22 protein-coding genes are annotated in these 24,214 nt (G+C 59.0%); 16 read left to right on the plus strand and 6 right to left on the minus strand.

The window, feature by feature from the left end; genetic code table 11:
• Window positions 1-103 precede the first annotated feature (103 nt).
• The 9 genes from C7534_RS04285 (at window position 104) to C7534_RS04325 (ending at window position 10,714) form a co-directional block, all read left to right on the plus strand.
• The gene (locus C7534_RS04285) at window positions 104-835 is read left to right on the plus strand and encodes a response regulator (protein WP_046032032.1); all 732 of its coding nucleotides are present in this window, start codon (window positions 104-106) and stop codon (window positions 833-835) included.
• Entirely contained in the window at window positions 825-2,294 is a 1,470-nt protein-coding gene (locus tag C7534_RS04290) for an ATP-binding protein (protein WP_046032031.1), read from the plus strand. The genes C7534_RS04285 and C7534_RS04290 overlap by 11 nt, the downstream gene beginning before the upstream one ends.
• 219 nt (window positions 2,295-2,513) lie before the next feature.
• Window positions 2,514-3,773 carry a D-mannose isomerase gene (locus C7534_RS04295; protein ID WP_109785089.1) on the plus strand — a complete coding sequence of 420 codons (1,260 nt, stop codon included), beginning with the start codon at window positions 2,514-2,516 and terminating at the stop codon, window positions 3,771-3,773.
• 117 nt (window positions 3,774-3,890) lie between these two features.
• Window positions 3,891-5,189, plus strand: a complete 1,299-nt coding sequence (locus C7534_RS04300; protein ID WP_046032029.1) for an ABC transporter substrate-binding protein — start codon at window positions 3,891-3,893, stop codon at window positions 5,187-5,189.
• A gap of 139 nt (window positions 5,190-5,328) precedes the next feature.
• Complete coding sequence (locus tag C7534_RS04305) at window positions 5,329-6,237, plus strand: carbohydrate ABC transporter permease (RefSeq protein WP_007974433.1); 909 nt, start codon at window positions 5,329-5,331, stop codon at window positions 6,235-6,237.
• On the plus strand, window positions 6,230-7,075 hold the full coding sequence (locus C7534_RS04310; protein ID WP_046032028.1) for a carbohydrate ABC transporter permease: 846 nt from the start codon (window positions 6,230-6,232) through the stop codon (window positions 7,073-7,075). The genes C7534_RS04305 and C7534_RS04310 overlap by 8 nt, the downstream gene beginning before the upstream one ends.
• A 4-nt stretch (window positions 7,076-7,079) precedes the next feature.
• Window positions 7,080-8,240, plus strand: coding sequence for an ABC transporter ATP-binding protein (locus C7534_RS04315; RefSeq protein WP_046032027.1), 1,161 nt, complete (start codon window positions 7,080-7,082; stop codon window positions 8,238-8,240).
• Between the two features lie 128 nt (window positions 8,241-8,368).
• The gene (locus C7534_RS04320) at window positions 8,369-9,715 is read left to right on the plus strand and encodes a carbohydrate porin (RefSeq protein ID WP_077431391.1); all 1,347 of its coding nucleotides are present in this window, start codon (window positions 8,369-8,371) and stop codon (window positions 9,713-9,715) included.
• A gap of 144 nt (window positions 9,716-9,859) precedes the next feature.
• Entirely contained in the window at window positions 9,860-10,714 is an 855-nt protein-coding gene (locus tag C7534_RS04325) for a D-hexose-6-phosphate mutarotase (protein ID WP_109785090.1), read from the plus strand.
• A gap of 101 nt (window positions 10,715-10,815) precedes the next feature.
• Here the strand turns inward: C7534_RS04325 and C7534_RS04330 are convergent, their stop codons facing one another.
• Entirely contained in the window at window positions 10,816-11,676 is an 861-nt protein-coding gene (locus C7534_RS04330) for a MurR/RpiR family transcriptional regulator (RefSeq protein ID WP_177331417.1), read from the minus strand.
• A gap of 226 nt (window positions 11,677-11,902) precedes the next feature.
• On the opposite strand from C7534_RS04330, the gene zwf reads away from it, so the two are divergent.
• The 4 genes from zwf (at window position 11,903) to C7534_RS04350 (ending at window position 15,806) form a co-directional block, all read left to right on the plus strand.
• Window positions 11,903-13,372, plus strand: coding sequence for a glucose-6-phosphate dehydrogenase (gene zwf, locus C7534_RS04335; RefSeq protein ID WP_046032024.1), 1,470 nt, complete (start codon window positions 11,903-11,905; stop codon window positions 13,370-13,372).
• Window positions 13,359-14,072, plus strand: coding sequence for a 6-phosphogluconolactonase (pgl, locus tag C7534_RS04340; protein ID WP_046032023.1), 714 nt, complete (start codon window positions 13,359-13,361; stop codon window positions 14,070-14,072). The genes zwf and pgl overlap by 14 nt, the downstream gene beginning before the upstream one ends.
• A 17-nt stretch (window positions 14,073-14,089) precedes the next feature.
• Window positions 14,090-14,755, plus strand: a complete 666-nt coding sequence (locus C7534_RS04345; protein ID WP_109785091.1) for a bifunctional 4-hydroxy-2-oxoglutarate aldolase/2-dehydro-3-deoxy-phosphogluconate aldolase — start codon at window positions 14,090-14,092, stop codon at window positions 14,753-14,755.
• A gap of 325 nt (window positions 14,756-15,080) precedes the next feature.
• Complete coding sequence (locus tag C7534_RS04350; protein ID WP_046032021.1) at window positions 15,081-15,806, plus strand: intradiol ring-cleavage dioxygenase; 726 nt, start codon at window positions 15,081-15,083, stop codon at window positions 15,804-15,806.
• Between the two features lie 2 nt (window positions 15,807-15,808).
• Here the strand turns inward: C7534_RS04350 and C7534_RS04355 are convergent, their stop codons facing one another.
• Together C7534_RS04355 and C7534_RS04360 are read right to left on the minus strand one after the other, a co-directional pair.
• Entirely contained in the window at window positions 15,809-16,990 is a 1,182-nt protein-coding gene (locus C7534_RS04355) for an aminotransferase class V-fold PLP-dependent enzyme (RefSeq protein ID WP_109785092.1), read from the minus strand.
• 17 nt (window positions 16,991-17,007) lie between these two features.
• Entirely contained in the window at window positions 17,008-17,244 is a 237-nt protein-coding gene (locus tag C7534_RS04360; protein WP_003213031.1) for a DUF3820 family protein, read from the minus strand.
• A gap of 204 nt (window positions 17,245-17,448) precedes the next feature.
• On the opposite strand from C7534_RS04360, the gene C7534_RS04365 reads away from it, so the two are divergent.
• Entirely contained in the window at window positions 17,449-17,916 is a 468-nt protein-coding gene (locus tag C7534_RS04365; RefSeq protein ID WP_046032019.1) for a ferritin-like domain-containing protein, read from the plus strand.
• A 75-nt stretch (window positions 17,917-17,991) separates the two neighbouring features.
• Here the strand turns inward: C7534_RS04365 and C7534_RS04370 are convergent, their stop codons facing one another.
• Both C7534_RS04370 and C7534_RS04375 read right to left on the minus strand, forming a co-directional pair.
• The gene (locus C7534_RS04370) at window positions 17,992-18,462 is read right to left on the minus strand and encodes a MaoC family dehydratase (RefSeq protein ID WP_008151121.1); all 471 of its coding nucleotides are present in this window, start codon (window positions 18,460-18,462) and stop codon (window positions 17,992-17,994) included.
• Between the two features lie 42 nt (window positions 18,463-18,504).
• Window positions 18,505-19,449: an alpha/beta hydrolase gene (locus C7534_RS04375; RefSeq protein WP_109785093.1), complete on the minus strand. Its 945-nt coding sequence runs from the start codon at window positions 19,447-19,449 to the stop codon at window positions 18,505-18,507.
• A gap of 245 nt (window positions 19,450-19,694) precedes the next feature.
• Here C7534_RS04375 and fadD2 point away from each other — a divergent pair, with 245 nt between their 5' ends.
• The gene (gene fadD2, locus C7534_RS04380; protein ID WP_109785094.1) at window positions 19,695-21,383 is read left to right on the plus strand and encodes a long-chain-fatty-acid--CoA ligase FadD2; all 1,689 of its coding nucleotides are present in this window, start codon (window positions 19,695-19,697) and stop codon (window positions 21,381-21,383) included.
• A gap of 386 nt (window positions 21,384-21,769) precedes the next feature.
• Window positions 21,770-23,470 (plus strand): long-chain-fatty-acid--CoA ligase FadD1, encoded by a 1,701-nt coding sequence (fadD1, locus tag C7534_RS04385; protein WP_077431393.1) that lies wholly within the window; start codon window positions 21,770-21,772, stop codon window positions 23,468-23,470.
• A 172-nt stretch (window positions 23,471-23,642) separates the two neighbouring features.
• Here fadD1 and C7534_RS04390 read toward each other — a convergent pair whose 3' ends face one another.
• Window positions 23,643-24,020 carry a hypothetical protein gene (locus C7534_RS04390; RefSeq protein WP_046032015.1) on the minus strand — a complete coding sequence of 126 codons (378 nt, stop codon included), beginning with the start codon at window positions 24,018-24,020 and terminating at the stop codon, window positions 23,643-23,645.
• Window positions 24,021-24,214 lie beyond the last annotated feature (194 nt).

Below are 24,214 nucleotides of genomic sequence, written 5' to 3' on the forward strand. Positions count from 1 at the left end.
CTGTAGGAGCCGAGCTTGCTCGCGATGGGGCCCTCACAGACACCAACGTTCTTTGCACGATCAGGCATAATCCGCCCAATTCAAACAACAAGGACGCCGCCCCGTGAGCTCAGTCAACAAGTCGATTTTGTTGGTCGATGACGATCAAGAGATACGCGAGTTGCTGGACACCTACCTGACCCGCGCCGGTTTCCAGGTCCGCACCACGCCCGATGGCGCCGGTTTTCGCCAGGCGCTGAACGAGGCGCCGAGCGATCTGGTGATCCTCGATGTGATGCTCCCGGACGAAGATGGCTTCAGCCTCTGCCGCTGGGTTCGCCAGCACCCGCGTCAGGCGCAAGTGCCGATCATCATGCTCACCGCCAGCTCCGACGAAGCCGACCGGGTCATTGGCCTGGAGCTGGGTGCTGACGATTACCTTGGCAAACCGTTCAGCCCACGTGAATTGCAGGCGCGCATCAAGGCGTTGTTGCGCCGCGCGCAGTTCGGTCAGGAACGCAACGGCGGCGAAGTGCTGGCCTTCGATGACTGGCGCCTGGACATGGTCAGCCATCGACTGTTCCACACCGACGGTGAAGAAGTGATTCTGTCCGGCGCCGATTTCGCGTTGCTGAAACTGTTCCTCGACCACCCCCAGGAAATCCTCGATCGAGACACCATCGGCAACGCCACCCGGGGTCGCGATTTGATGCCGCTGGACCGCATCGTCGACATGGCGGTCAGCCGTTTGCGTCAACGCCTGCGTGACACTGAAAAACCGCCACGATTGATTCGCACCGTGCGCGGCAGCGGCTATCAACTGGCCGCCAATGTGATTGCCAGCAATGGCCACTGAGTCTTTGCGCAAGCTTGCGGCCAAGGTGCCGATGCCGCGTTCGCTGCTGGGGCGGATGTTGCTGCTGACGTTGCTGGCGGTGTTGTTTGCGCAGACGTTGTCGAGCGTGATCTGGGTGTCGCAATTGCGCGCGACGCAGCTTGAAGGCCTGGTCACCAGTGCCCGCAGCCTGGCGCATTCGATGACGGCCAGCGTCAGTTATTTCCGCTCGCTGCCGGTCGCTTTCAGGCCGTTGGTGCTGGACCAATTGCGCAGTATGGGCGGCACCCGATTCGTGGTGACCCTCAACGACAAACCCTTGGGCATGGACGTGCTGCCGATCACCCCGCGCAAGGAAGCGGTGCTCAAAGCGGTGGACGAAGTGCTGCGCCAGTCACTGGGCCAGGACACCGACATTTCGGTGACCTTCGTCAGCCCCGAAGACCTGCGAATTTTCAACGGTGGCTTGAAGCTCGACGAATTGCCACGCTCATGGGCGCACTACGCCTTGACGCTGGAGCCGGTGAACCCGCCTGTGCTGGTTACGCAAATCCAGATGGCGCCGGGTGAATGGCTGTACATCGCCTCGCTGCTGCCCGAGCCCTACACCAGTCTTGAAGAGCAGGGGCTGCCGGCGCAGCAGGTCTGGTTCATTGTGCTCACCAGCGGTTTTCTGCTGCTGTTCATCGGTTTGCTGGTGCACTGGCAGAGCCGTCCGCTCAAACGCCTGGCCCGTGCCGCCCGGGACATGTCGCTGGGGGCCGACGTGCAATCGGTGGCTGAGGGCGGCGGCAGTGAAGTGGTCGAAGTGAGCCGTGCATTCAATGCCATGCGCGAACGCATCAGCCGGTACCTGACCGAGCGCAGCCAGTTGTTCAGTGCGATTTCCCATGACCTGCGTACGCCCATCACTCGCTTGCGCCTTCGCGTGGAATTGCTGGAAGACGAAAAGCTGCAAGCCAAGTTCGGACGGGATCTGGATGAGCTGGAGTTGCTGGTCAAAGGCGCGCTGCAATGTGTGAAGGACACCGACATTCACGAAAACATCGAACCGGTGGACCTCAACCATGTGCTTGATTGCCTGGTGGAGCCGTATCTGGCGCCCAATGGCAATGGCCGCGTGACTCAGCAAGGGCGGGCGCTGGCAGCGTACCCCGGCAAACCGCTGGCGCTTAAACGTTGCATTGGCAACCTGATCGACAACGCCTTGAAGTACGGGCAGAACGCGCATCTGCACATCGATGACGATGACAGTGCGTTTGTCCTGCACGTCGATGACGAAGGGCCGGGTGTGCCCGAGCAACGGTTGGAACAGGTCTTCGAACCGCACTTCCGCCTGGCCGGGCAGCAGCAGGGGTATGGGCTGGGGCTGGGAATTGCGCGCAACATTGCGCATAGCCATGGTGGGGAAGTGAGCCTGCAAAACCTGCGTGAGGGTGGGTTGCGGGTGACACTTCAGTTACCGCGAAGTGTTGACTAGTCAGACCGCGTTATCGTTCATCGCGAGCAAGCTTTGCTCCCACAGGTATTGCGCCCATCCTGTAGGAGCCGAGCTTGCTCGCGATGGCGTCAGACCATTCAACACACTCCTCAAGGCGAATGTCACAGACTGGTGACATAACTCGCCCCCTTCGTTACCTGCCTGTCATCGCCCGTTGTTTAGACTGCCCTCCAGTCATAACAACAAAAAAGGTATGCCATGGACACCTTCCAACCGGCGTTCAGCAGTTGGCTGAACGCGCCTGCCCATCAGCAATGGCTTGCAGCTGAAGGCCTGCGCCTGCTGGCGTTTGCCAAGGCTTCAACGCTTGCCGACGGCTTCGGCAATCTGGATGAAAAAGGCCGCCTGCCGGCCAACGCCTACGCCGAAACCATGAACACCGCCCGCATGACCCACAGCTTCGCCATGGCGCACATCCAGGGGCTTGCGGGGTTTGCGGAGTTGGTGGATCACGGCGTCCGCGCCCTCAGCGGGCCGCTGCGCGATGCCGAACACGGGGGCTGGTTTGCGGTCGCGCATCATCGCGACGGCAACACTGGTAAGGCCGCCTACCTGCACGCCTTTGTTGCGTTGGCCGCCAGTTCCGCCGTCGTCGCCCAGCGTCCCGGCGCACAAGCCTTGCTCGACGATGCAATCAATATCATCGACACGCATTTCTGGAGCGAGGAGGAGGGCGCGATGCGCGAATCCTTCAATCGCGACTGGCGTGAAGAGGAGGCCTATCGCGGTGCCAACAGCAACATGCACGCCACCGAAGCCTTCCTCGCACTGGCCGATGTCACCCAGGACAACCGCTGGCTGTGCCGTGCACAACGCATCGTCGAGCGCGTTATTCACGGTCATGCCGCGGCCAATGATTATCTAGTGATCGAGCATTTCGACCGTCAGTGGCAGCCGCTACGCGAGTACAACCACGACAACCCGGCCGACGGTTTTCGCCCCTACGGCACCACACCGGGCCACGGTTTTGAATGGGCGCGACTGGTGCTGCACCTTGAAGCGGCGCGGGTTCAGGCGGGAATGCTCACGCCAGGCTGGCTCGCCACCGACGCGCAAAAACTCTTCGACCACAACTGCCGTCACGGCTGGGATGTCGATGGGCTGCCCGGGATTGTCTACACCCTCGACTGGGACAATCGGGCGGTGGTTCGCCACCGTCTGCACTGGACCCATTGCGAAGCCAGTGCCGCCGCCAGTGCGTTGCTTAAACGCACCGGCGATGCGCGATACGAAACCTGGTACCGGCTATTCTGGGAATTCTGTGACAGTCATTTTATCGATCGTTGCGACGGCAGTTGGCACCATGAGCTGGATCCGCAAAACCGCCCAAGCGCTGATATCTGGGCCGGTAAACCCGACCTGTATCACGCCTGGCAAGCCGTATTGATTCCGCGTCTGCCTCTGGCGCCGAGCACGGCCACGGCTCTGGGGCAGTTGTCCCAGGGCACGTCTGTGTAACCATGCAGTGACATTCCAGCGTCCCTTCGTTACCTGCGAGGGGATAACTCCTGTTTAAAATCCTATGCAGCGCAAGCACCAGACTTGCATGCATAACAACAAGAAAGGTACTTCTAGATGAATGCGATTTCTCGCCTCGCTACTGTCATTTCTCTCGCCTCCCTGTCTGCGCTCCCTCTCAGTGTGCTTGCCGCCGAATCCAAAGGTTCCGTGGAAGTTGTTCACTGGTGGACGTCGGGTGGTGAAAAAGCAGCGGTCGATGTGCTCAAGGCTCAAGTCGAAAAAGACGGCTTCACCTGGAAAGACGGCGCTGTCGCCGGCGGTGGTGGTTCTACGGCCATGACCGTGCTCAAAAGCCGCGCCGTAGCGGGTAACCCGCCGGGCGTCGCACAGATCAAAGGCCCGGACATCCAGGAGTGGGGCAGCACTGGCCTGCTCAGCACCGACGCGTTGAAAGACGTTTCCAAGTCGGAAAACTGGGATGGCCTGCTGTCCAGGAAAGTCTCCGATACCGTGAAGTACGAAGGTGACTACGTCGCCGTTCCGGTGAACATTCACCGTGTGAACTGGCTGTGGATCAACCCGGAAGTGTTCAAGAAAGCCGGGATCGAAAAAGCCCCGACCACCCTCGAAGAATTCTATGCCGCTGGCGACAAGCTCAAAGCCGCAGGCTTCATCGCCCTGGCCCACGGCGGTCAGCCTTGGCAGGACAGCACCGTGTTTGAAGACGTGGTGCTCTCGGTCATGGGCGCCGACGGTTACAAGAAAGCCCTGGTTGACCTGGACCAGAAAACCCTCTCCGGCCCGGAGATGACCAAGTCGTTCACCGAACTGAAAAAAATCACCGGCTACATGGACCCGAACCGCGCCGGTCGTGACTGGAACATCGCCGCCGCCGACGTCATCGGCGGCAAGGCCGGCATGCAGATGATGGGCGACTGGGCGAAAAGCGAATGGACAGCGGCGAAGAAAGTCGCGGGCAAGGACTACCAGTGCGTACCGTTCCCGGGCACCGAAAAAGCCTTCACCTACAACATCGACTCCCTGGCGGTGTTCAAGCTCAAAGCGGATCGCAAGGGTGACATCGCTGCCCAGCAAGACCTGGCCAAGGTCGCATTGGGCACTGACTTCCAGAAAGTCTTCAGCATGAACAAAGGGTCGATCCCGGTGCGTAACGACATGCTGAATGAAATGGACAAGCTCGGCTTCGACGAGTGCGCCCAGAAGTCAGCGAAGGACTTCGTTGCGGACGACAAGACGGGCGGCCTGCAACCGAGCATGGCGCACAACATGGCCACCTCCCTGGCCGTACAGGGCGCGATCTTCGATGTGGTCACCAACTTCATGAACGACAAGGATGCTGACCCGGCCAAGGCCAGCGCCCAACTGGCATCGGCTGTCAAAGCGGCCCAGTAATCCCCTGTAGGAGCTGAGCTAGCTCGCGATAGCGGTGTAACAGTCGACATCTCTTTTGAATGTCAGTCCGTCATCGCGAGCAAGCTCGGCTCCCACAAGGGCTGTGTCGATCTCACTTCTCTCCACCTGGATTATCCCGATGAGCTCTGTGGCGGTTTTCAGCAAAGCCTCACCGTTCGATGCGCTGCAACGCTGGTTACCCAAGTTGGTACTGGCGCCGAGCATGCTGATCGTGTTGGTTGGTTTCTACGGTTACATCATCTGGACGTTCATTCTGTCCTTTACCAATTCCAGCTTCATGCCGAGCTACAAGTGGGTCGGCCTGCAGCAATACATGCGCCTGATGGACAACGATCGCTGGTGGGTCGCGAGCAAAAACCTCGCGGTGTTCGGCGGCATGTTCATCGGTATCAGCCTGGTGCTCGGCGTGTTCCTCGCCGTGTTGCTGGACCAGCGCATTCGCAAGGAAGGTTTCATTCGCACCGTTTACCTGTACCCGATGGCGCTCTCGATGATCGTCACCGGTACCGCATGGAAATGGCTGCTCAACCCAGGCCTGGGTCTGGACAAGATGCTGCGTGACTGGGGCTGGGAAGGCTTTCGCCTCGACTGGCTGGTGGATCAGGATCGCGTCGTCTACTGCCTGGTGATCGCCGCTGTGTGGCAAGCCTCCGGGTTTGTCATGGCAATGTTCCTCGCCGGTCTGCGCGGTGTCGATCAGTCGATCATCCGTGCTGCCCAGGTCGACGGTGCAAGCCTGCCGACCATCTACCTGAAGATCGTTTTGCCGAGCCTGCGCCCGGTGTTCTTCAGTGCCTTCATGATCCTTGCGCACATCGCAATCAAGAGCTTCGACCTGGTCGCGGCGATGACGGCGGGCGGCCCCGGCTACTCGTCCGACCTGCCGGCGATGTTCATGTATTCCTTCACCTTCAGCCGTGGCCAGATGGGCATCGGTTCGGCCAGCGCCATGCTCATGCTCGGTGCCGTGCTGACCATCCTCGTGCCGTACCTGTACTCCGAGCTGCGAGGCAAACGCCATGACTGATCAATTCGGAAAACGCAGCCTCAGCTTCAGCCGGGTCGCCATATACGCCACGCTGCTGCTCGCAGCGGCGGTGTACCTGATCCCGCTGGTGGTGATGCTGCTGACCAGCTTCAAATCTCCGGAAGACATCCGCACCGGCAACTTGCTGAGCTGGCCGACCGTAATTGACGGTATCGGCTGGATCAAGGCCTGGGACGTGGTCGGCGGCTATTTCTGGAACTCGGTGAAGATCACCGTGCCGGCGGTGCTGATTTCCACCTTCATCGGTGCCATGAACGGTTACGTACTGTCGATGTGGCGTTTCCGTGGCTCGCAACTGTTCTTCGGCCTGCTGCTGTTCGGCTGCTTCCTGCCGTTCCAGACCGTGCTGTTGCCTGCCTCGTTCACCCTCGGCAAGTTCGGCCTGGCTAACACCACCACCGGCCTGGTGCTGGTGCACGTGGTCTACGGCCTGGCGTTCACCACGCTGTTCTTCCGCAACTACTACGTGAGCATTCCGGATGCACTGGTCAAGGCTGCACGCCTGGACGGTGCGGGCTTCTTCACGATCTTCCTGAAGATCCTGCTGCCGATGTCGATCCCGATCGTGATGGTCTGCCTGATCTGGCAGTTCACTCAAATCTGGAACGACTTCCTGTTCGGCGTGGTGTTCGCCAGTGGCGATGCCCAGCCAATTACCGTGGCCCTGAACAACCTGGTCAACACCAGCACCGGGGCCAAGGAATACAACGTTGATATGGCCGCCGCGATGATCGCCGGGCTGCCGACACTGCTGGTCTACATATTCGCTGGCAAGTATTTCCTGCGTGGGCTGACGTCCGGCGCGGTCAAGGGGTAGAAACATGGCAACTCTCGAATTACGCAACGTCAACAAGACCTACGGTGCCGGTTTGCCGGACACTCTGAAAAACATCGAACTGAAGATCGATGACGGTGAGTTCCTGATCCTGGTAGGGCCATCGGGCTGCGGTAAATCCACGCTGATGAACTGCATCGCCGGCCTGGAAACCATCAGCGGCGGCGCAATCCTGGTGGACGACGCCGACATCAGCGGCATGAGCCCCAAGGATCGCGACATCGCCATGGTGTTCCAGTCCTACGCGCTGTACCCGACCATGAGTGTGCGCGACAACATCGCGTTCGGCCTGAAGATCCGCAAAATGCCGACTGCCGAAATCGACGAAGAAGTCGCTCGCGTCGCCAAATTGCTGCAGATCGAACACCTGCTCACTCGCAAGCCGGGCCAGCTCTCCGGTGGTCAACAACAGCGTGTCGCCATGGGCCGGGCCCTGGCGCGGCGACCGAAGATTTACCTGTTCGACGAACCGCTGTCCAACCTCGACGCCAAGCTGCGGGTCGAGATGCGCACCGAAATGAAACTGATGCACCAGCGCCTGAAAACCACCACGGTCTACGTGACCCACGACCAGATCGAAGCGATGACCCTGGGCGACAAAGTGGCGGTGATGAAGGACGGGATCATCCAGCAGTTCGGCACGCCGAAAGACATCTACAACAACCCGGCCAACCTGTTCGTGGCGAGCTTCATCGGCTCGCCACCGATGAACTTCATCCCCCTGCGTTTGCAGCGCAAGGACGGTCGTCTGGTTGCATTGCTCGACAGCGGCCAGGCCCGTTGCGAGTTGCCACTGGGCATGCAGGATGCCGGCCTCGAAGACCGCGAAGTGATCCTGGGCATGCGCCCTGAACAGATCGTGTTGGCCAATGGCGAACCGAACGGATTGCCGACCATTCGCGCTGAAGTCCAGGTCACCGAGCCAACCGGCCCCGACACCCTGGTGTTCGTCAATCTCAATGACACCAAAGTCTGCTGCCGTCTGGCACCAGACGTCGCACCGGCGCCGGGCGAGACACTGACCCTGCAATTCGACCCATCGAAAGTGTTGTTGTTCGACGCCAAGACGGGGGAGCGTTTGGGGGTGGCCGGCTTGCCGAAAAGCGAAATGCACGCTGACAACGTGGCCCAATTCAAAGGCCGCTGAAGATAAAAAGTGTGGGAGCAGGCTTGCTCCCACAGGGGGATACGCGGCGGATGGCCTGTCGTCCGCTGCAACCGATGTCACCGCGTTAGAAAAAGAAAAGTTAATAACAATAAAACGAGGATGTAGGGATGAAGAAGAACAACAACGCTCAGCTTATCTGCCAGTTGTCAGCTGTTGCAGTGATGATGATGGCCGGTAGCGCACACGCGGCTGATGCGTTCAGCGCCGACTCCGAATGGATGACCGGTGATTGGGGTGGCGAGCGGACCAAGCTGATCGAGCAGGGCATCGACATCAAAATGGATTACGTCGGTGAAGTCGGCGGCAACCTCCATGGCGGTTTCAACGACGACAAAACGGCTCGTTACGCAGACCAGTTTGGCCTTGGGGCAGCACTGGACCTGCAAAAACTGTTTGGCTGGGATAACACTCAGGCCAAGATCCAGCTCACCAACCGTAACGGTGAGAACATCTCCAATGACCGTATCGGCGACCCACGTGCTGGCACCTTGAGTTCCTCCCAGGAAGTCTATGGCCGTGGTCACATGGTCCGTCTGACCCAGTTGTGGATCAAGCACCAGTTCTTCGACAATAAACTGGACATCAAGGCCGGTTACTTCGGCGAAGGCGAAGACTTCAACACCTTCCCATGCGAGTTCCAGAACCTGGCGTTCTGTGGTTCCCAGGTGGGTAACTGGGCCACCAACATCTGGTACAACTGGCCGGTCATGCAGGCTGCGGTCCGCGTGAAGTACAACATCTCGCCTGAGTTCTATGCGCAGATCGGCGCGTACAACCAGAACACGTCGCAACTGGAGCACGGTAACGGCTTCAAACTCAGCGGCAGTGGTACCAACGGCACCGTCCTGCCAGTCGAACTGGTCTGGTTGCCTAACCCTGGCAACCTGCCGGGCGAATACCGTGTCGGTTACTACAAAAGCACGGCCAAGGCCGATGACGTTCTCAAGGACGACAACGGCAATGATGCGGCCACCAGCGGTAACGCCTATCGCAGCCACAGCAGCAAGCACGGCTACTGGTTCGTTGCACAGCAACAACTCACCAGCCACAACGGTGACAAGTCCCGCGGTCTGAACATTGCAGCCAACGCCACGTTCCACGACAAGGACACCAACATTGTCGACAACTACCAGTCGTTGATGTTTGTGTACAAGGGCCCGTTCGATGCGCGTCCTAAAGATGACATGGGCATCGGTTTCGCCCGTATCCATGTCAACGATGACGTGAAGAAAAACGCCGAGGCGGTCAACGCTGCCAACAATGTGACTGAGTACGAGGATCCACTGTTCTCGCCACTGCGGACCACTGAATACAACTACGAACTCAACTACGGCTTCCACGTTACCAACTGGCTGACCGTGCGTCCTAACCTGCAATACGTCACTCACCCAGGCGGTGTGGATGAAGTCGACAACGCGCTGGTAGCCGGCCTGAAAATTCAGTCGGTGTTCTAACGCTGTTGCGATAAGCTCCTCTCTATGTGCGCATATTTGCGGACAGCCAAGGCTGTCCGCTTTTTTTTGGGAGGCCTTAGAGGGCCTGTGGCGCACTGGGCACAACAGTAAGAGTACCCCCATTGATTTTCAGGACCGTGGCACATGCATGAGCATCCGCTACAACGCTTCTTCAAATCCTTGCGCGAACGTCCGGTGTTTGCGTGGGAGCGCTATCAGAAGCGCGACGTGTTGGTGATCGACCATCCGCTGTGTCAGGCCGTGTTCAGTCGCCAGGGCGCGCAGTTGCTGCACTTCCAGCCAACGGGTCAAAAACCCTGGCTGTGGTGCGCGGCGAAGTGGCCGCAGGTCGGCGCGATTCGGGGTGGCGTGCCGGTGTGCTGGCCGTGGTATGGCCGTCATCCGAGCGAGAATGCGTGGCCATCTCATGGCTGGGCGCGGTTGATCGACTGGAAGCTGCTCGACAGCCGCCATGACGACGATGGCGTGCGATTGCACTGGCAGCTTCAATTGTGTGACTGGCAAGTGGACTTGCACGCCCACCTTGGCGAACGCATGGAATTGCGCCTGAGCACCGAGCATCAGGACGACATGCCGTGCCAGTTGAGCCAGGCTTTGCATGCTTACTGGCGTATTGGCGATGTCAGCGAGATAGCGCTGTCTGGGCTCGATGGCGTGCAGGGTTACGACCATTTGAATCGCCAGAGTTGTCAGCAGGATGGTGAGTTGAGGGTCGATGGCGGGTGCCAGCGAGTGTTCCAGCAAGACGGCGAATTGCAACTCAAGGACCACGCCTGGCAGCGTGAGTTGTGCATTGATACGGGTGATGAGGCGGACACGGTGGTCTGGCATCCGGGCTCGCGGCCGTTGCTGGGGGTGAGCTGGAATGAAATATCAGAGTTTGTGTGTGTGGAAGCGGCCAGTGGCGGCACCCACAGCCTGAGCCTGGCGCCGGGACAGAAGGCGCATTTGAGTTTGCAGGCGCGGGTAGGGGCTTAGCGCAGATCAAAAGATCGCAGCCTCGTTTCACTCGACAGTTCCTACAGGTGCGGCGATCTCTTGTAGGAGCTGTCGAGTGAAACGAGGCTGCGAATCGTCAATTAATTGAACTCGTCGCCCACCGGATACCGGCTCGCATTCAAGCTCTCTTTGATCTTGCGCAAATGCGGCTGGAAGTCCACACCACGACGCAGGGTCATGCCGGTAGCCAGCACGTCCAGCACGGTCAGTTGAATGATCCGCGAGGTCATCGGCATGTAGATGTCAGTGTCTTCGGGCAGCGGGATATTCAGGCTCAGGGTGCTGGCCTTGGCCAGTGGTGAACCTTCGGCTGTCAGACCCAGCACCGATGCACCGTTCTCCCGGGCGATGCGCGCCACTTCCACGAGTTCGCGGGTGCGGCCGGTGTAGGAGATGATCACGAACAATTCGCCGGTGTGTGCCACCGACGCAATCATCCGTTGCATCAGCACATCGGCATGGGCGGTGACGGCCAGATTGAACCGGAAGAATTTGTGCTGTGCGTCCAGTGCCACCGGGGCCGAGGCACCGAGGCCGAAGAAGTGGATCTGCCGGGCTTGAATCAGCAGGTCGACGGCACGGCTGATCAGGTTCGGGTCAAGCGCCTGGCAAGCGCTGTCCAGCGATGCGATGGCACTGCCAAAGATTTTCTGTGTGTAAGCCTCAGGGTTGTCATCGGCCTCGACCGCACGGCTGACATACGCCGCGCCACTGGCCAGGCTTTGAGCCAACTGCAGTTTGAGTTCCGGGTAGCCGCTGACGCCGAACGAACGGCAGAAACGGTTGACCGTCGGCTCGCTGACCTTCGAGGCCTGGGCGAGGGCGGCAATGCTGAACCGGGTGGCCTGCTGTGGGTTGAGCAGGATCACTTCGGCGACTTTACGTTCAGCCTTGTTCAGGTCTTCAAGGCGATTCTGGATCTGTTCCAGTAAATTCCGCACGCGGTCCATATATGTTCCTTGGGTCAGCAGCGCAAATTAGAGTTCGGCTATGCCAAAAGGGCCTTTGATGCGGCCCCAAACGGTGGCCTATCCTACTGATGGCTCCGACCGACCACCACTCGGAATCTATATTTTGCGAAAATGTTGTGGTTATTACTACATTTTCTCTTGAGCGATGCCTTGAAAAAAGGTATTTGTAGCTTAACTTGATAAAAGAACAAACATCATGCCTTCGATTACGGTTGAACCGTGCACCTTTGCCTTGTTCGGCGCCCTCGGCGATCTGGCCTTGCGCAAGCTGTTTCCTGCCCTCTATCAACTCGACGGCGCAGGCCTCTTGCACGAGGATACGCGCATTATCGCGCTGGCCCGCGAGCCCGGCACCGAGCAGCAACACCTGGCATTCATCGCCGCCGAGTTGCGTCGTTATGTCGGGGCCAAAGAGCTGGATGCGGCCGTGGTCGAACGCTTCCTGGCCCGACTGAGCTACCTGCACGTCGACTTTCTCCAGGCTGATGATTACATCGCCCTGGCTGAAATGGCCGGCAGTGCCCAGCGCGTGATTGCCTACTTTGCGACGCCTGCCGCCGTTTACGGCGCGATCTGCGAGAACCTGGCCAAGGTCGGCCTGGCGCAAAACACCCGCGTAGTCCTGGAAAAGCCCATCGGCTCGGACCTGGAATCCTCGCGCAAGGTCAACGACGCCGTGGCACAGTTCTTCCCGGAAAACCGCACCTACCGCATTGACCATTACCTGGGCAAAGAGACGGTTCAAAACCTCATCGCGCTGCGTTTCGCCAACAGTCTGTTCGAAACCCAGTGGAACCAGAACTACATCTCCCACGTGGAAATTACCGTGGCCGAGAAGGTCGGGATCGAAGGCCGTTGGGGTTACTTCGACAAGGCCGGTCAACTGCGGGACATGATCCAGAATCACCTGCTGCAGCTGCTTTGCCTGATCGCCATGGACCCGCCGGCCGACCTGTCCGCCGACAGCATCCGCGATGAGAAAGTCAAAGTCCTCAAGGCGCTGGCGCCGATCAGCCCGGAAGGCCTGACCACTCAAGTAGTGCGCGGTCAGTACATCGCCGGTTACAGCGAAGGCAAATCGGTCCCGGGTTACCTTGAGGAAGAAAACTCCAACACCCAGAGCGACACCGAAACCTTCGTCGCCTTGCGTGCCGATATTCGCAACTGGCGCTGGGCCGGCGTGCCGTTTTACCTGCGCACCGGCAAGCGCATGCCGCAGAAGCTGTCGCAGATCGTCATCCACTTCAAGGAACCGTCGCATTACATCTTCGCCCCTGAGCAGCGCCTGCAAATCAGCAACAAGCTGATTATCCGCCTGCAACCGGACGAAGGTATTTCCTTGCGCGTGATGACCAAAGAGCAAGGCCTGGATAAGGGCATGCAGCTGCGTAGCGGTCCGTTGCAACTGAATTTTTCCGACACTTATCGCAGCGCGCGGATTCCCGATGCCTACGAGCGGTTGTTGCTGGAAGTGATGCGCGGCAATCAGAACCTGTTTGTCCGTAAAGATGAAATCGAAGCCGCGTGGAAATGGTGTGACCAGTTGATCGCCGGGTGGAAAAAATCCGGTGATGCGCCCAAGCCGTACGCGGCCGGGTCCTGGGGACCGATGAGCTCCATTGCTCTGATCACGCGGGATGGGAGGTCGTGGTATGGCGATATCTAATTTGAAACTGCCTCAGGGCGTCAGCGCCCATGCGTTCAAAAGCCCGGTGCTGTTGGCCGAAACGCTGGCACTGACGGTTGCCAAGCAATTGAGCGAAGCGATCGACACCCAAGGCACCGCCACGCTGGTGGTGTCCGGTGGTCGCAGCCCGGTGGCGTTTTTCCAGCACCTGGCCAAACAGGCGCTGGACTGGTCGAACGTGGTGGTCAGCTTGGCCGACGAACGTTGGGTGCCGGTTGAGCATGCCGACAGCAATGCCGGTCTGCTCAAGCGCTATCTGTTGCAAGGGCCGGCGGCCAAGGCTCAGTTCCTGAGTCTGTACAGCGCCAGCGCCAACCTTGAACAGGCGGCCGAGCAGGCCGATCGTTTGCTCTCCGAACTGCCGGTGATCGATGTATTGGTGCTGGGCATGGGTGACGACGGTCACACCGCGTCGCTGTTTCCGAACAGCCCGAACCTGGCCGATGCCTTGAAGGCCGACGGCATCCGTCGTTGCTACCCGATGTTGGCACCTACCGTGCCGCATCAACGCCTGACCATGAGCCGTGCGCTGCTGGCATCGGCCAAGCATAAAGTTCTGTCCATTTCCGGTCAGTCAAAACTGACCACCCTGAGTGCCGCATTGGCCAGTGACGATGTCGCCGCCATGCCGATTCGCGCGTTTTTGCAACCCACGTTAGAGATTTACTGGTGCCCATGAGCCAAGGAACAGCCGCTATGACAACCCCATCCCCGACCGTTTCCATGGCGGACAAAGTTGCCCTGATCGACAGCCTCTGCGCCAAGGCGCGGATTTTGCCGGTGATTACCATCGCTCGCGAACAGGACGTCCTGCCGCTGGCTGACGCCCTCGCCGCCGGCGGCCTGACTGCCCTGGAAGTGACCCTGCGTTCGCAGTTCGGCCTCAAGGCCATCCAGATCCTGCGCGAACGGCGTCCGGAACTGGTGACCGGTGCCGGCACCGTGCTGGATCGCCACATGCTCGCCGCCGCCGAAGCGGCCGGTTCGCAATTTATCGTTACGCCAGGCATCACCCGTGATTTGCTCGAAGCCAGTGTCAACAGCCCGATCCCGCTGTTGCCCGGTATCAGCAACGCCTCCGGCATCATGGAAGGCTATGGCCTGGGTTATCGCCGCTTCAAGCTGTTCCCGGCGGAAGTGAGCGGCGGCGTCGCTGCCATCAAGGCCTTGGGCGGCCCGTTCGGCGAAGTGAAGTTCTGCCCGACCGGCGGCGTTGGCCCGGCCAATATCAAGAGCTACATGGCATTGAAAAACGTCATGTGCGTGGGCGGTAGCTGGATGCTTGATCCGGAGTGGATCAAGAACGGCGACTGGGCCCGCATTCAGGAATGCACTGCCGAGGCCTTGGCGCTGCTGGACTGATCTGCTTTACCTGACACTTCGTTGTGTGTTCTACGGCTTTACGGTGCGCTTGGTCGGTGCACCGTTTTTTTTTGCCTGAAGAAAAGTAATGGGCCGTTGAAACCTCCTCTAGCAGCTGGCGAAGCCTGCGTCCGGCTGCGAAGCAGTCGTAAAATCTGTATCCACGGTGCATCAGGCAGACCGCATGCACTGGATTTACGACTGCTTCGCAGCCGGACGCAGGCTTCGCCAGCTGCTACAGATCGACCTCAGGCGATAAATAATTACCGCACCTGCACATTCGTCGCACCCTAACCTGCGTTCTTCTATTGGAAGAGAGAACGTCATGGACGACAACACCTGCGCTGCACCTTCACAACCGGCTTGCCTGCTGTCCCCCGAACAAATCGCCGGTCCGTATTTCCGTAACCCGAAACTGATCAGGCGCAACATCAGCGAAGGCGCTGATGGCGTTCCCTTGATACTGCGCCTGGCGATCGTCGATGCCATGACCGGGCAGCCTGTCACGGGCGCGCTGGTTGATATCTGGCATTGCAACGCGCGTGGTGCCTATTCGGGCTGGAGCAAGATCAATCCGGACAAGGAAGTCGATGTCGGTGAAATCGGCTCGATCCCGCGCACCGACGACGACACTTACCTGCGCGGCGGTCAGTTCACCGACAAGCACGGAGTCGTGCGGTTTACCACGATTTACCCGGGGTTTTACGCCGGCCGTTCGCTGCACATTCACGTCGCTGTGCGCATCACGGCCGGCAACAATTACCTGCAAGAGCGGCATGTCGCCTGGGTCGGCCAGCTTTACTTGCCCGAGGCGGCTTCGCGGTCGGTACTGAACACCCGAGAGTACAGCGGCAGAAAGGCTTCACCGCTGACCAACGATGAAGACATTTACTACAAGCACCACGGCGGCGAAGCTTCGACGTTAAGCGTTCATACGCTTAGTCGAAAGTCGAATGACGATGGCTATTTCGGATCCACCACCATCGCCATCGACACCTTCGCGGTTTCATCACACATCAAGCCGGAGGACTTCGACAGGTACACCGTGTGATTTCAGCCCAGTTCGGTCAGCGCCCGGGTCAGCAGCTTCATATGTGACGCAGTGGTGGTCAGGCCCGGTGTGATGCGAATGCACGGTCCGCTCGCGGCACCGCTGCGCATCACGGTAAACAGGTTGTAGTCGCTGAGCAGTCGCTCAACCATCGGCTGTTGATCGCTATGGCGCGTGAAGCGCAGTGACGTGATGCCGCAATACAGGCGAGGGTCATCCGGCGTCATGACTTCAATCCCCGGCAATTCGCGCGCTGCACGCACCCACAGGTTACGCAAGTAGTTGAGCCGGGCACCCTTGGCGGCAGAACCACCCATGGCATGATGTTCCTCGATCACCAGCGGCAATGTCAGCAGCGCCGGGATATTCGGTGTGCCGTACGGCGTGCGGGCGCGAATGTCGGTGACGGGGTAGTGCGATTCGCCCATGTCCGGGTCGATATCGGCCAGGCGCTCGGGAGCAATGTAGATGAACCCTAGCGTCAGCGGTGCTCCGATCCATTTGTGCAGGTTGAAGCCGGCGAAGGAGATACCCAGTTCATCCAGATTGAAGTCGATTTGCCCCAACGCGTGGGCGCCGTCGAGGATCACATCGATCCCGTGTTCTTTCGCGGCGGCGGCAATCGCCTGCACCGGCATCACCAGGCCGGTGCGATGGGTGACGTGAGTCAGGGCCATCAGTTTGAGTTTGGGGTAGCGCTCAAAAGCGTCACGGTAGGTCGCCAGTAAACTGTCGAAACTGGCGGGGTGCTGGTGGTCGATCTCGATCACCTCGGCCCCGCGATTGCGCGCCAGCCAGCGCAGGGCGTTTTTGACCGAGTCGTACTCCAGATCGCAGATCAATACCTGGTCGCCCGGCTGAAGACGGTTGTAGTTGCGGATCAACGATTGCAGACCCTCCGAGGCATTGCGGGTCAGCGCCACGGTGTCGGCAGGCACGCCCACCAGTGCGGCCAACTGCGCGCGGATCTTCTGGGTTTCGACCTGTTCGAATCGCTGGCGTACGTACACCGAGTTGCTGCGGTTGATCATTTCGATGTTGCGCTGGTATTCCTCGACTACCGTTCGCGACATGCGCCCGAAGTAGCCGTTCTCCAGGTTGATCGGGCCGGGTTCGACGGCATAGCGGTCGGCAAAGGTCTGCCAGAACATTTCATCACGGGCGCGACGGGTGTTATCGGGCATGGGGTACTCGGTCAGGATCAATGGCGGGGGGCGGGTTTGCCATGTTTGGCGCGCAAGGGCTCGAGCAGTTCCGACAAGCCGTTGTGATCGATTTCCTGCATCAGGGCCAACAAGCCACCTAATTCGCCATGAGGAAATCCTTCCCGGGCAAACCAATTCAGGTAGGGGCCGGGCAGGTCGGCAATGATCCGGCCCTTGTATTTGCCAAAGGGCATTTCGCGGGTGATCAGCAGTTCTAGTTTTTCAGGGTTCATCGGTCGGCCGTCAGGATTCAATCTGTACGGAAAATACAGGCATTCTGCATGCAGGCCAATTGACAGTTCATGCAAAAAAAACGGATACAGATTTCGCCTGTAAAATTAAGTCATTGAAATATAAAAATTAAATTGTCGATTCGAAGCTGGCATGCAGGGTGCAACAGTCATTGCATCTTTCATCAACCCGCAAGGAATTGAAAAATGACCGACATGAATAAAGAAGCCATCTCTGTACTCAACGACCTGATTGAAACCAGCAAAGACGGTCAGGAAGGGTTCAAGACTTGCGCTGAAGACATCAAACACCCTGAACTCAAAACGTTGTTCGTTCAGCGTTCTGCCGACTGCGCCACGGCGGCGTCTGAACTGCAATCCGCCGTGCGTTCGATGGGCGGCGATCCAGAAACCTCCACCAGTGTCAGCGGCGATATGCACCGTCGCTGGGTCGACGTGAAGTCGATGTTTACCGGCAAGGACGAAGAGGCTGTCCTGAACGAAGCCGAGCGCGGTGAAGACCATGCGCTGAAGGCTTACCGAGAGGCGATGGAGAAAATCAACAAACACAACCTGGTGGGCATTCGTGACCTGGTTGAACGTCAGTACCACGGCGTGCAACGCAATCATGACCAGGTCAAAGCCCTGCGTAACCAGGCTCGCGCACGCTCGTAAGCGTTCGCTTCCACTAAAAAAACGCCAGCGAGTCTGGCGTTTTTTGTGTCTGCTGGTTCAAGGCAAGGGCATTGTTCAACCGATGCTGATCGCCGGCAAAGTCGGCAGCGTCACGGTCTGTTGCTTGCGCGGTGCCAGGATCTCCGCTTCGCCATCCACCACCAATTCATCACGCTGGTTGAACACGCGGGTGGCAATGCGCACACGAAACTTCGGCAGTTTCTCCAGAATCTCCAGACGCACGGTCAAGGTGTCGCCAATTTTCACCGGTTTCTGAAAGCTCATTTGCTGGCCGATATAAATAGTGCCTGGCCCAGGCAGTTCACAGGCAACCGCTGCGCTGATCAGCGCGCCACTGAACATGCCATGCGCGATGCGCTCCTTGAACATGGTGCCCGCCGCGAACTCGGCGTCCAGGTGCACCGGGTTGTGGTCGCCGGACATGGCGGCGAACAACTGAATGTCGCGCTCCTCGACGGTCTTGCTATAGCTGGCGGTCTGGCCGACTTCGAGGGCTTCGTAAGGGGTATTGGTAACCTGGGTCATCTGTCTCGGTTCCTGTGACGAATAAAAAAATCCACAAAAAAACTATTCCGACCGGGGTGGCCGACGGTGGCTCAATGCCTGGGCGATCCACTGCAACACATCGCTGATCACTTCCTCGCGGTTGCTCTCTTTGAACAGTTCGTGGCGCGCCTGCGGGTAAATAGTCAGGTGCAGGTTCTGGCTGCCCGCCGCACGCAAGGCATCGGCCAGATCTTTCAGACGCTTGCCTTCGCTCACCGGATCACATTCACCGCCAATCACCAGCAACGGCAGGCCCGGATCGATCTGAGCGAGATTGGACGCTTTGCTGATTTGCTGCAACCCACCGAGTAGATCGATCCACATCTGGTTAGTGCAGCGAAAGCCACACAGCGGATCGTTGGCGTAAAGATCCACTTCCACCGGGTCGCGACTGAGCCAGTCGAATTGTGTGCGTGCCGGTTTGAATTTTTTGTTGAACGAGCCAAAGGACAGCCATTCGATCAACGCACTACGCCCCTTGGGCCCCTGGCGCAGCTTTTCGAAACGGGCGATCTGGCGCGCCGCGCGATAGAGCGTCACGGGCTGGAAATTCGAACCGCTGAGCACCGCGCCGTGCAGGCTGGCGCTGTGATGCAGCAGGTAAGCCTGGGCGATGTAGCTGCCCATGCTGTGACCGAGCAACACGATCGGCACACCAGGATGCTGTTGACCGATGTGCTGGTTGAGGCTGGCGAGGTCGCCGACGACTTTGCACCAGCCATCGTCATCGGCGAAATGGCCGAGTGTGCCGTTTTCGGCGGTTTTGCCATGTCCACGCTGATCCGGCGCATAGACGCCGTAACCGTGCTCGCAGAATTTTTCCGCCAGCCGGGCGTAGCGACCGCTGTGCTCGGCCATGCCGTGAGCCAGCAGAATGACCGCGTGTAATGGCGCGGCGGGCAGCCACTGGTTGACGAACAGGCGGCTATGGTCAGTCGCGGTCAGCCAGAACGTGTCGTGGATCATGTCGATTCCTTTGCATGGGGCTGCATGTGGCATGGGCGTGGTTGCATTGTATAGCGCATCCCGCGCGTCCCGTCTGATCAGGCCACGCCACGGCGGGAAGATTCACACGATCAATGAGGCGCGTGCGCATATTTGCCTGAATCGCCATAGCTGCTAGTGTCCGTGAAGCTCCGCTTTTCGCTTTTGTTTTTGAACAAGGGCGCAACAGCGGCCCCGGATAGGCTCAGGTAAAGAGGATAAGAACAATGCAACCTGATTTCTGGAATGACAAACGCCCGGCCGGCGTGCCCCTGGACATAGACCTTGGGGCTTACAAGTCGGTGATCGAGGTGTTCGAGCGTTCCTGCAAGAAATTTGCTGACCGCCCGGCATTCAGCAACATGGGCGTGACCCTGACCTACGCCGAACTGGAACGCCAGAGCCTGGCATTCGCTGCTTACCTGCAAGCCCACACCGACCTGGTGCCGGGGGATCGCATCGCGGTGCAGATGCCCAACGTCCTGCATTATCCGATTGCTGTATTCGGTGCCTTGCGTGCCGGGTTGATCGTGGTCAACACCAACCCGTTGTACACCGCGCGGGAGATGCGTCATCAGTTCAAGGATTCCGGTGCCCGGGCACTGGTGTACCTGAACATGTTCGGGCAGAAAGTCCAGGAAGTGCTGCCCGACACCGACATCCAGTACCTGATCGAAGCGAAAATGGGCGACCTGATGCCGGCCGCCAAGGGCTGGCTGGTCAATACCATGGTCAGCAAGGTCAAGAAAATGGTCCCGGCGTATGCCCTGCCACAGGCCATTTCGTTCAAGAGCGCATTGCGCATGGGGCGTGGCCTGGGCATCAAGCCGCTGAAAGTCGGCCTCGACGACATCGCCGTGTTGCAATACACCGGCGGCACCACCGGTTTGGCCAAGGGCGCCATGCTGACCCACGGCAACCTGGTGGCGAACATGCAGCAGGCGCGTGCCTGCCTGGGGCAGTTCGGTGCCGACGGTCAGCCACTGCTGCGTGAAGGTCAGGAAGTGATGATCGCGCCACTGCCGCTGTATCACATCTATGCATTCACGGCGAACTGCATGTGCATGATGGTGACCGGCAACCACAACGTGCTGATCACTAATCCGCGAGACATTGGCGGCTTCATCAAGGAGCTCAAGAACTGGCGTTTCTCGGCGTTGCTGGGGCTCAACACCTTGTTCGTCGCCCTGATGGACCACCCGGACTTCAAGACCCTGGATTTCTCCAGCCTCAAGCTCACCAACTCCGGCGGCACGGCGCTGGTCAAGGCCACCGCCGAGCGCTGGGAGCAGATGACCGGTTGCCGTATCACTGAAGGTTACGGCCTGACCGAAACCTCGCCGGTGGCCTGCACCAACCCGTACGGCGATCAATCGCGAATCGGCACGGTCGGCCTGCCGGTGCCGGGCACTTCGCTGAAAGTGATCAACGATGAAGGCGTCGAGCAACCGTTGGGCGAGCGCGGCGAACTGTGCATCAAAGGCCCGCAAATCATGAAGGGTTACTGGCAGAAGCCCGACGCCACCGCTGAAGTGCTGGATGCCGAGGGCTGGTTCAAGTCCGGCGACATCGCGGTGATCGACCCGGACGGTTTTGTGCGCATCGTCGATCGCAAGAAGGACATGATCATCGTGTCGGGTTTCAACGTGTACCCGAACGAGATCGAAGACGTGGTGATGGCGCATCCGAACGTCGCCAACTGCGCGGTCATCGGTGTGCCGGACGAGCGGTCGGGCGAGGCGGTGAAGTTGTTTGTGGTGGCCCGCGAAGCCGGGGTCAGCCTTGAGGAGTTGAAGGCTTACTGCAAGGAGAACTTCACGGCGTACAAAGTGCCCAAGCACATCGTGTTACGTGAGTCGTTGCCAATGACGCCGGTCGGGAAGATTCTGCGGCGGGAGCTGCGCGATATCGCGTAATCGATGAATGGCCGCGTTTCACGCGGATCGCGGGCAAGCCATGCTCCTACAGGTTTCATTATCGTCCACATAGAATGTGATCGACACGGAACCTGTAGGAGCAAGGCTTGCCCGCGATGCTTTTAAAGATCTGGAAAGGCCCTGTTTCAGGGGCTTTCAAGGCTTTATAGGATTTTTGCTCTAAAATGACCGCTAGCAATTCTTGAGTCACAATTGTGACCGTAGGGGCCGCTTTTGGCTCTAGTCGACCCTTGGCAAAGCTGCTACTCTCGGCGCGCTTTGTGCTTCTCGGCCTGTGTAAAAGCCCAGATTCACCAATGACCAAACACCAATAATAATCGCATCAAATGCGGTGCTGAATTCGCGTTGCTGAGGAGTGGGCTTCCATGATCGAAGACTTTTGGAAGGATAAGTACCCAGCTGGGATTGCTGCCGAGATCAATCCAGACGAGTACCCGAATATTCAGGCAGTGTTGAAGCAATCCTGCCAACGCTTCGCCAACAAGCCGGCATTCAGCAACCTGGGCAAGACAATCACCTACGGTGAACTGTACGAATTGTCCGGTGCCTTTGCCGCTTACCTGCAACAGCATACCGACTTGCAGCCGGGCGATCGAATCGCCGTGCAATTGCCTAACGTGCTGCAGTACCCGGTTGCCGTCTTCGGTGCCATCCGCGCCGGGCTGATCGTGGTCAACACCAACCCGCTGTACACCGCGCGGGAAATGGAACACCAATTCAACGACTCCGGTGCCAAAGCCCTGGTCTGCCTGGCCAACATGGCACACCTGGCGGAAACCGTCGTTCCGAAAACCGGCGTCAAGCACGTGATCGTCACGGAAGTGGCCGACCTGTTGCCACCGCTCAAGCGCCTGCTGATCAACAGCGTCATCAAGTACGTGAAGAAGATGGTCCCGGCGTATCACTTGCCCAAAGCCGTCAAGTTCAACGACGTGCTGAGCAAGGGGCATGGCCAGCCAGTGGCTGAAGCCAACCCGGCCAGCAGCGATGTCGCGGTGCTGCAATACACCGGCGGCACTACCGGCGTGGCGAAAGGGGCGATGCTGACCCACCGCAACCTCGTGGCCAACATGCTGCAATGCAAGGCGCTGATGGGCTCCAACCTCAATGAAGGTTGCGAGATCCTGATCACGCCGCTGCCGCTGTACCACATTTATGCGTTCACCTTTCATTGCATGGCGATGATGCTGATCGGCAACCACAACATCCTGATCAGCAACCCGCGCGACCTGCCGGCGATGGTCAAGGAACTGTCGAAGTGGAAGTTCAGCGGTTTCGTCGGCCTCAACACCTTGTTCGTGGCCCTGTGCAATAACGAAGGCTTCCGCAAGCTGGATTTCTCGGCGCTGAAAGTTACCTTGTCCGGTGGCATGGCCCTGCAACTGGCTGCCGCCGAACGCTGGAAAGCGGTCACTGGCTGCTCCATCTGCGAAGGTTACGGCATGACCGAAACCAGCCCGGTGGCCACCGTCAATCCGATCCAGAACATCCAGATCGGCACCATCGGCATCCCGGTCCCGTCGACCCGTTGCAAAGTCATTGACGATGCCGGCGTGGAACAGCCGCTGGGCGAAATCGGCGAGCTATGTGTCAAAGGCCCGCAGGTCATGAAGGGTTACTGGCAGCGCCAGGAAGCCACCGATGAAATGCTCGACAGCGAAGGCTGGTTGAAGACCGGTGACATCGCGCTGATCCAGCCTGATGGCTACCTGCGCATTGTCGATCGCAAGAAAGACATGATCCTGGTCTCCGGTTTCAACGTGTACCCGAACGAACTGGAAGACGTGCTCGCGACCCTGCCGGGCGTGCTGCAATGTGCGGCCATTGGCGTGCCGGACGAGAAGTCGGGCGAGGCGATCAAGATCTTTATCGTCGCCAAACCGGGCGTGACGCTGACCAAAGAGCAAGTGATGGAGCACATGCGTGCCAACGTCACCGGCTACAAGGTGCCGCGTGCCGTCGAGTTCCGCGATGCGCTGCCGACCACCAACGTTGGCAAGATTCTGCGTCGTGAACTGCGCGATGAAGAGTTGAAGAAAATCGCCGCGAAAAAGGTCGGCGCGTAACACACAAAAAGCCCCGCAGATGCGGGGCTTTTTGTTGCCAACCTGATTGTTCCCACGCTCTGCGTGGTAACGCATCCCGGGACGCTCTGCGTCCCGGCATTGGACGCGGAGCGTCCGGGGCGGCATTCCTACGCAGAGCGTGGGAACGATCTCTTAACGAACTGGCGCTCTCTTAGAGGCGGAACGGCGCGAAGTTGACGTTGGTGCCCGCCGGGCGCATGTCCTGCAAGTACGAATCCTTGTCGGCACTCAGCTCCAGGCTCAAGGCCGCCTTGCGCTTGCCTTCATTGCGCACCACCAGGCCTTCAAGCTTCTCGCGCAGGAACACGGTCGGCACTTTCAGGTGCAGCAACTCGTCGGTGTCCGGCGTGTGCATCAGCAAGTGAACCCATTCGTACTGACCAACGGCCAGGCGCGCGACCGGGATATCGAACCACCAGATGTTGCGGTTGCGGTTCAATTCGGTGAAATGGCAGTTGTTGACGCCCAGCACGGCACCGCCAAGTTCCTGGTTTCTGCGGGCAATGGCCTGCTTTTTATCGAGTTTCATAACATTCCTACGGGGTTGGATCGTCAGCGCCATGGCCTGAATACGTTGCGCATTCTCGGGGGTTGGTCGGCAAACATAAAGCCCAACCTGCTGAGATCGACGAAATGGGCGGCACAAATAAATGAAACTCCGCGCAAATGCCCCCGGTCAATCCTTGTGTAACGACTTTTTCTCATTGAAACGTTCACAGGAGA

The organism is Pseudomonas sp. OV226 (assembly GCF_003148705.1).
Classification (GTDB): Bacteria; Pseudomonadota; Gammaproteobacteria; order Pseudomonadales; family Pseudomonadaceae; genus Aquipseudomonas.

Bases quoted from the DNA above. Each gene is read 5' to 3' on its own strand.
- fadD1 (WP_077431393.1), top strand. From the start codon at position 21,770: ATGATCGAAGACTTTTGGAAGGATAAGTACCCAGCTGGGATTGCTGCC.
- C7534_RS04365 (WP_046032019.1), top strand. From the start codon at position 17,449: ATGACCGACATGAATAAAGAAGCCATCTCTGTACTCAACGACCTGATT.
- C7534_RS04315 (WP_046032027.1), top strand. From the start codon at position 7,080: ATGGCAACTCTCGAATTACGCAACGTCAACAAGACCTACGGTGCCGGT.
- C7534_RS04350 (WP_046032021.1), top strand. From the start codon at position 15,081: ATGGACGACAACACCTGCGCTGCACCTTCACAACCGGCTTGCCTGCTG.
- C7534_RS04370 (WP_008151121.1), bottom strand. From the start codon at position 18,462: ATGACCCAGGTTACCAATACCCCTTACGAAGCCCTCGAAGTCGGCCAG.
- C7534_RS04360 (WP_003213031.1), bottom strand. From the start codon at position 17,244: ATGAACCCTGAAAAACTAGAACTGCTGATCACCCGCGAAATGCCCTTT.
- C7534_RS04375 (WP_109785093.1), bottom strand. From the start codon at position 19,449: ATGATCCACGACACGTTCTGGCTGACCGCGACTGACCATAGCCGCCTG.
- C7534_RS04325 (WP_109785090.1), top strand. From the start codon at position 9,860: ATGCATGAGCATCCGCTACAACGCTTCTTCAAATCCTTGCGCGAACGT.
- C7534_RS04305 (WP_007974433.1), top strand. From the start codon at position 5,329: ATGAGCTCTGTGGCGGTTTTCAGCAAAGCCTCACCGTTCGATGCGCTG.
- C7534_RS04310 (WP_046032028.1), top strand. From the start codon at position 6,230: ATGACTGATCAATTCGGAAAACGCAGCCTCAGCTTCAGCCGGGTCGCC.
- pgl (WP_046032023.1), top strand. From the start codon at position 13,359: ATGGCGATATCTAATTTGAAACTGCCTCAGGGCGTCAGCGCCCATGCG.
- C7534_RS04320 (WP_077431391.1), top strand. From the start codon at position 8,369: ATGAAGAAGAACAACAACGCTCAGCTTATCTGCCAGTTGTCAGCTGTT.
- zwf (WP_046032024.1), top strand. From the start codon at position 11,903: ATGCCTTCGATTACGGTTGAACCGTGCACCTTTGCCTTGTTCGGCGCC.
- C7534_RS04345 (WP_109785091.1), top strand. From the start codon at position 14,090: ATGACAACCCCATCCCCGACCGTTTCCATGGCGGACAAAGTTGCCCTG.
- C7534_RS04355 (WP_109785092.1), bottom strand. From the start codon at position 16,990: ATGCCCGATAACACCCGTCGCGCCCGTGATGAAATGTTCTGGCAGACC.
- C7534_RS04300 (WP_046032029.1), top strand. From the start codon at position 3,891: ATGAATGCGATTTCTCGCCTCGCTACTGTCATTTCTCTCGCCTCCCTG.
- C7534_RS04290 (WP_046032031.1), top strand. From the start codon at position 825: ATGGCCACTGAGTCTTTGCGCAAGCTTGCGGCCAAGGTGCCGATGCCG.
- C7534_RS04295 (WP_109785089.1), top strand. From the start codon at position 2,514: ATGGACACCTTCCAACCGGCGTTCAGCAGTTGGCTGAACGCGCCTGCC.
- fadD2 (WP_109785094.1), top strand. From the start codon at position 19,695: ATGCAACCTGATTTCTGGAATGACAAACGCCCGGCCGGCGTGCCCCTG.
- C7534_RS04390 (WP_046032015.1), bottom strand. From the start codon at position 24,020: ATGAAACTCGATAAAAAGCAGGCCATTGCCCGCAGAAACCAGGAACTT.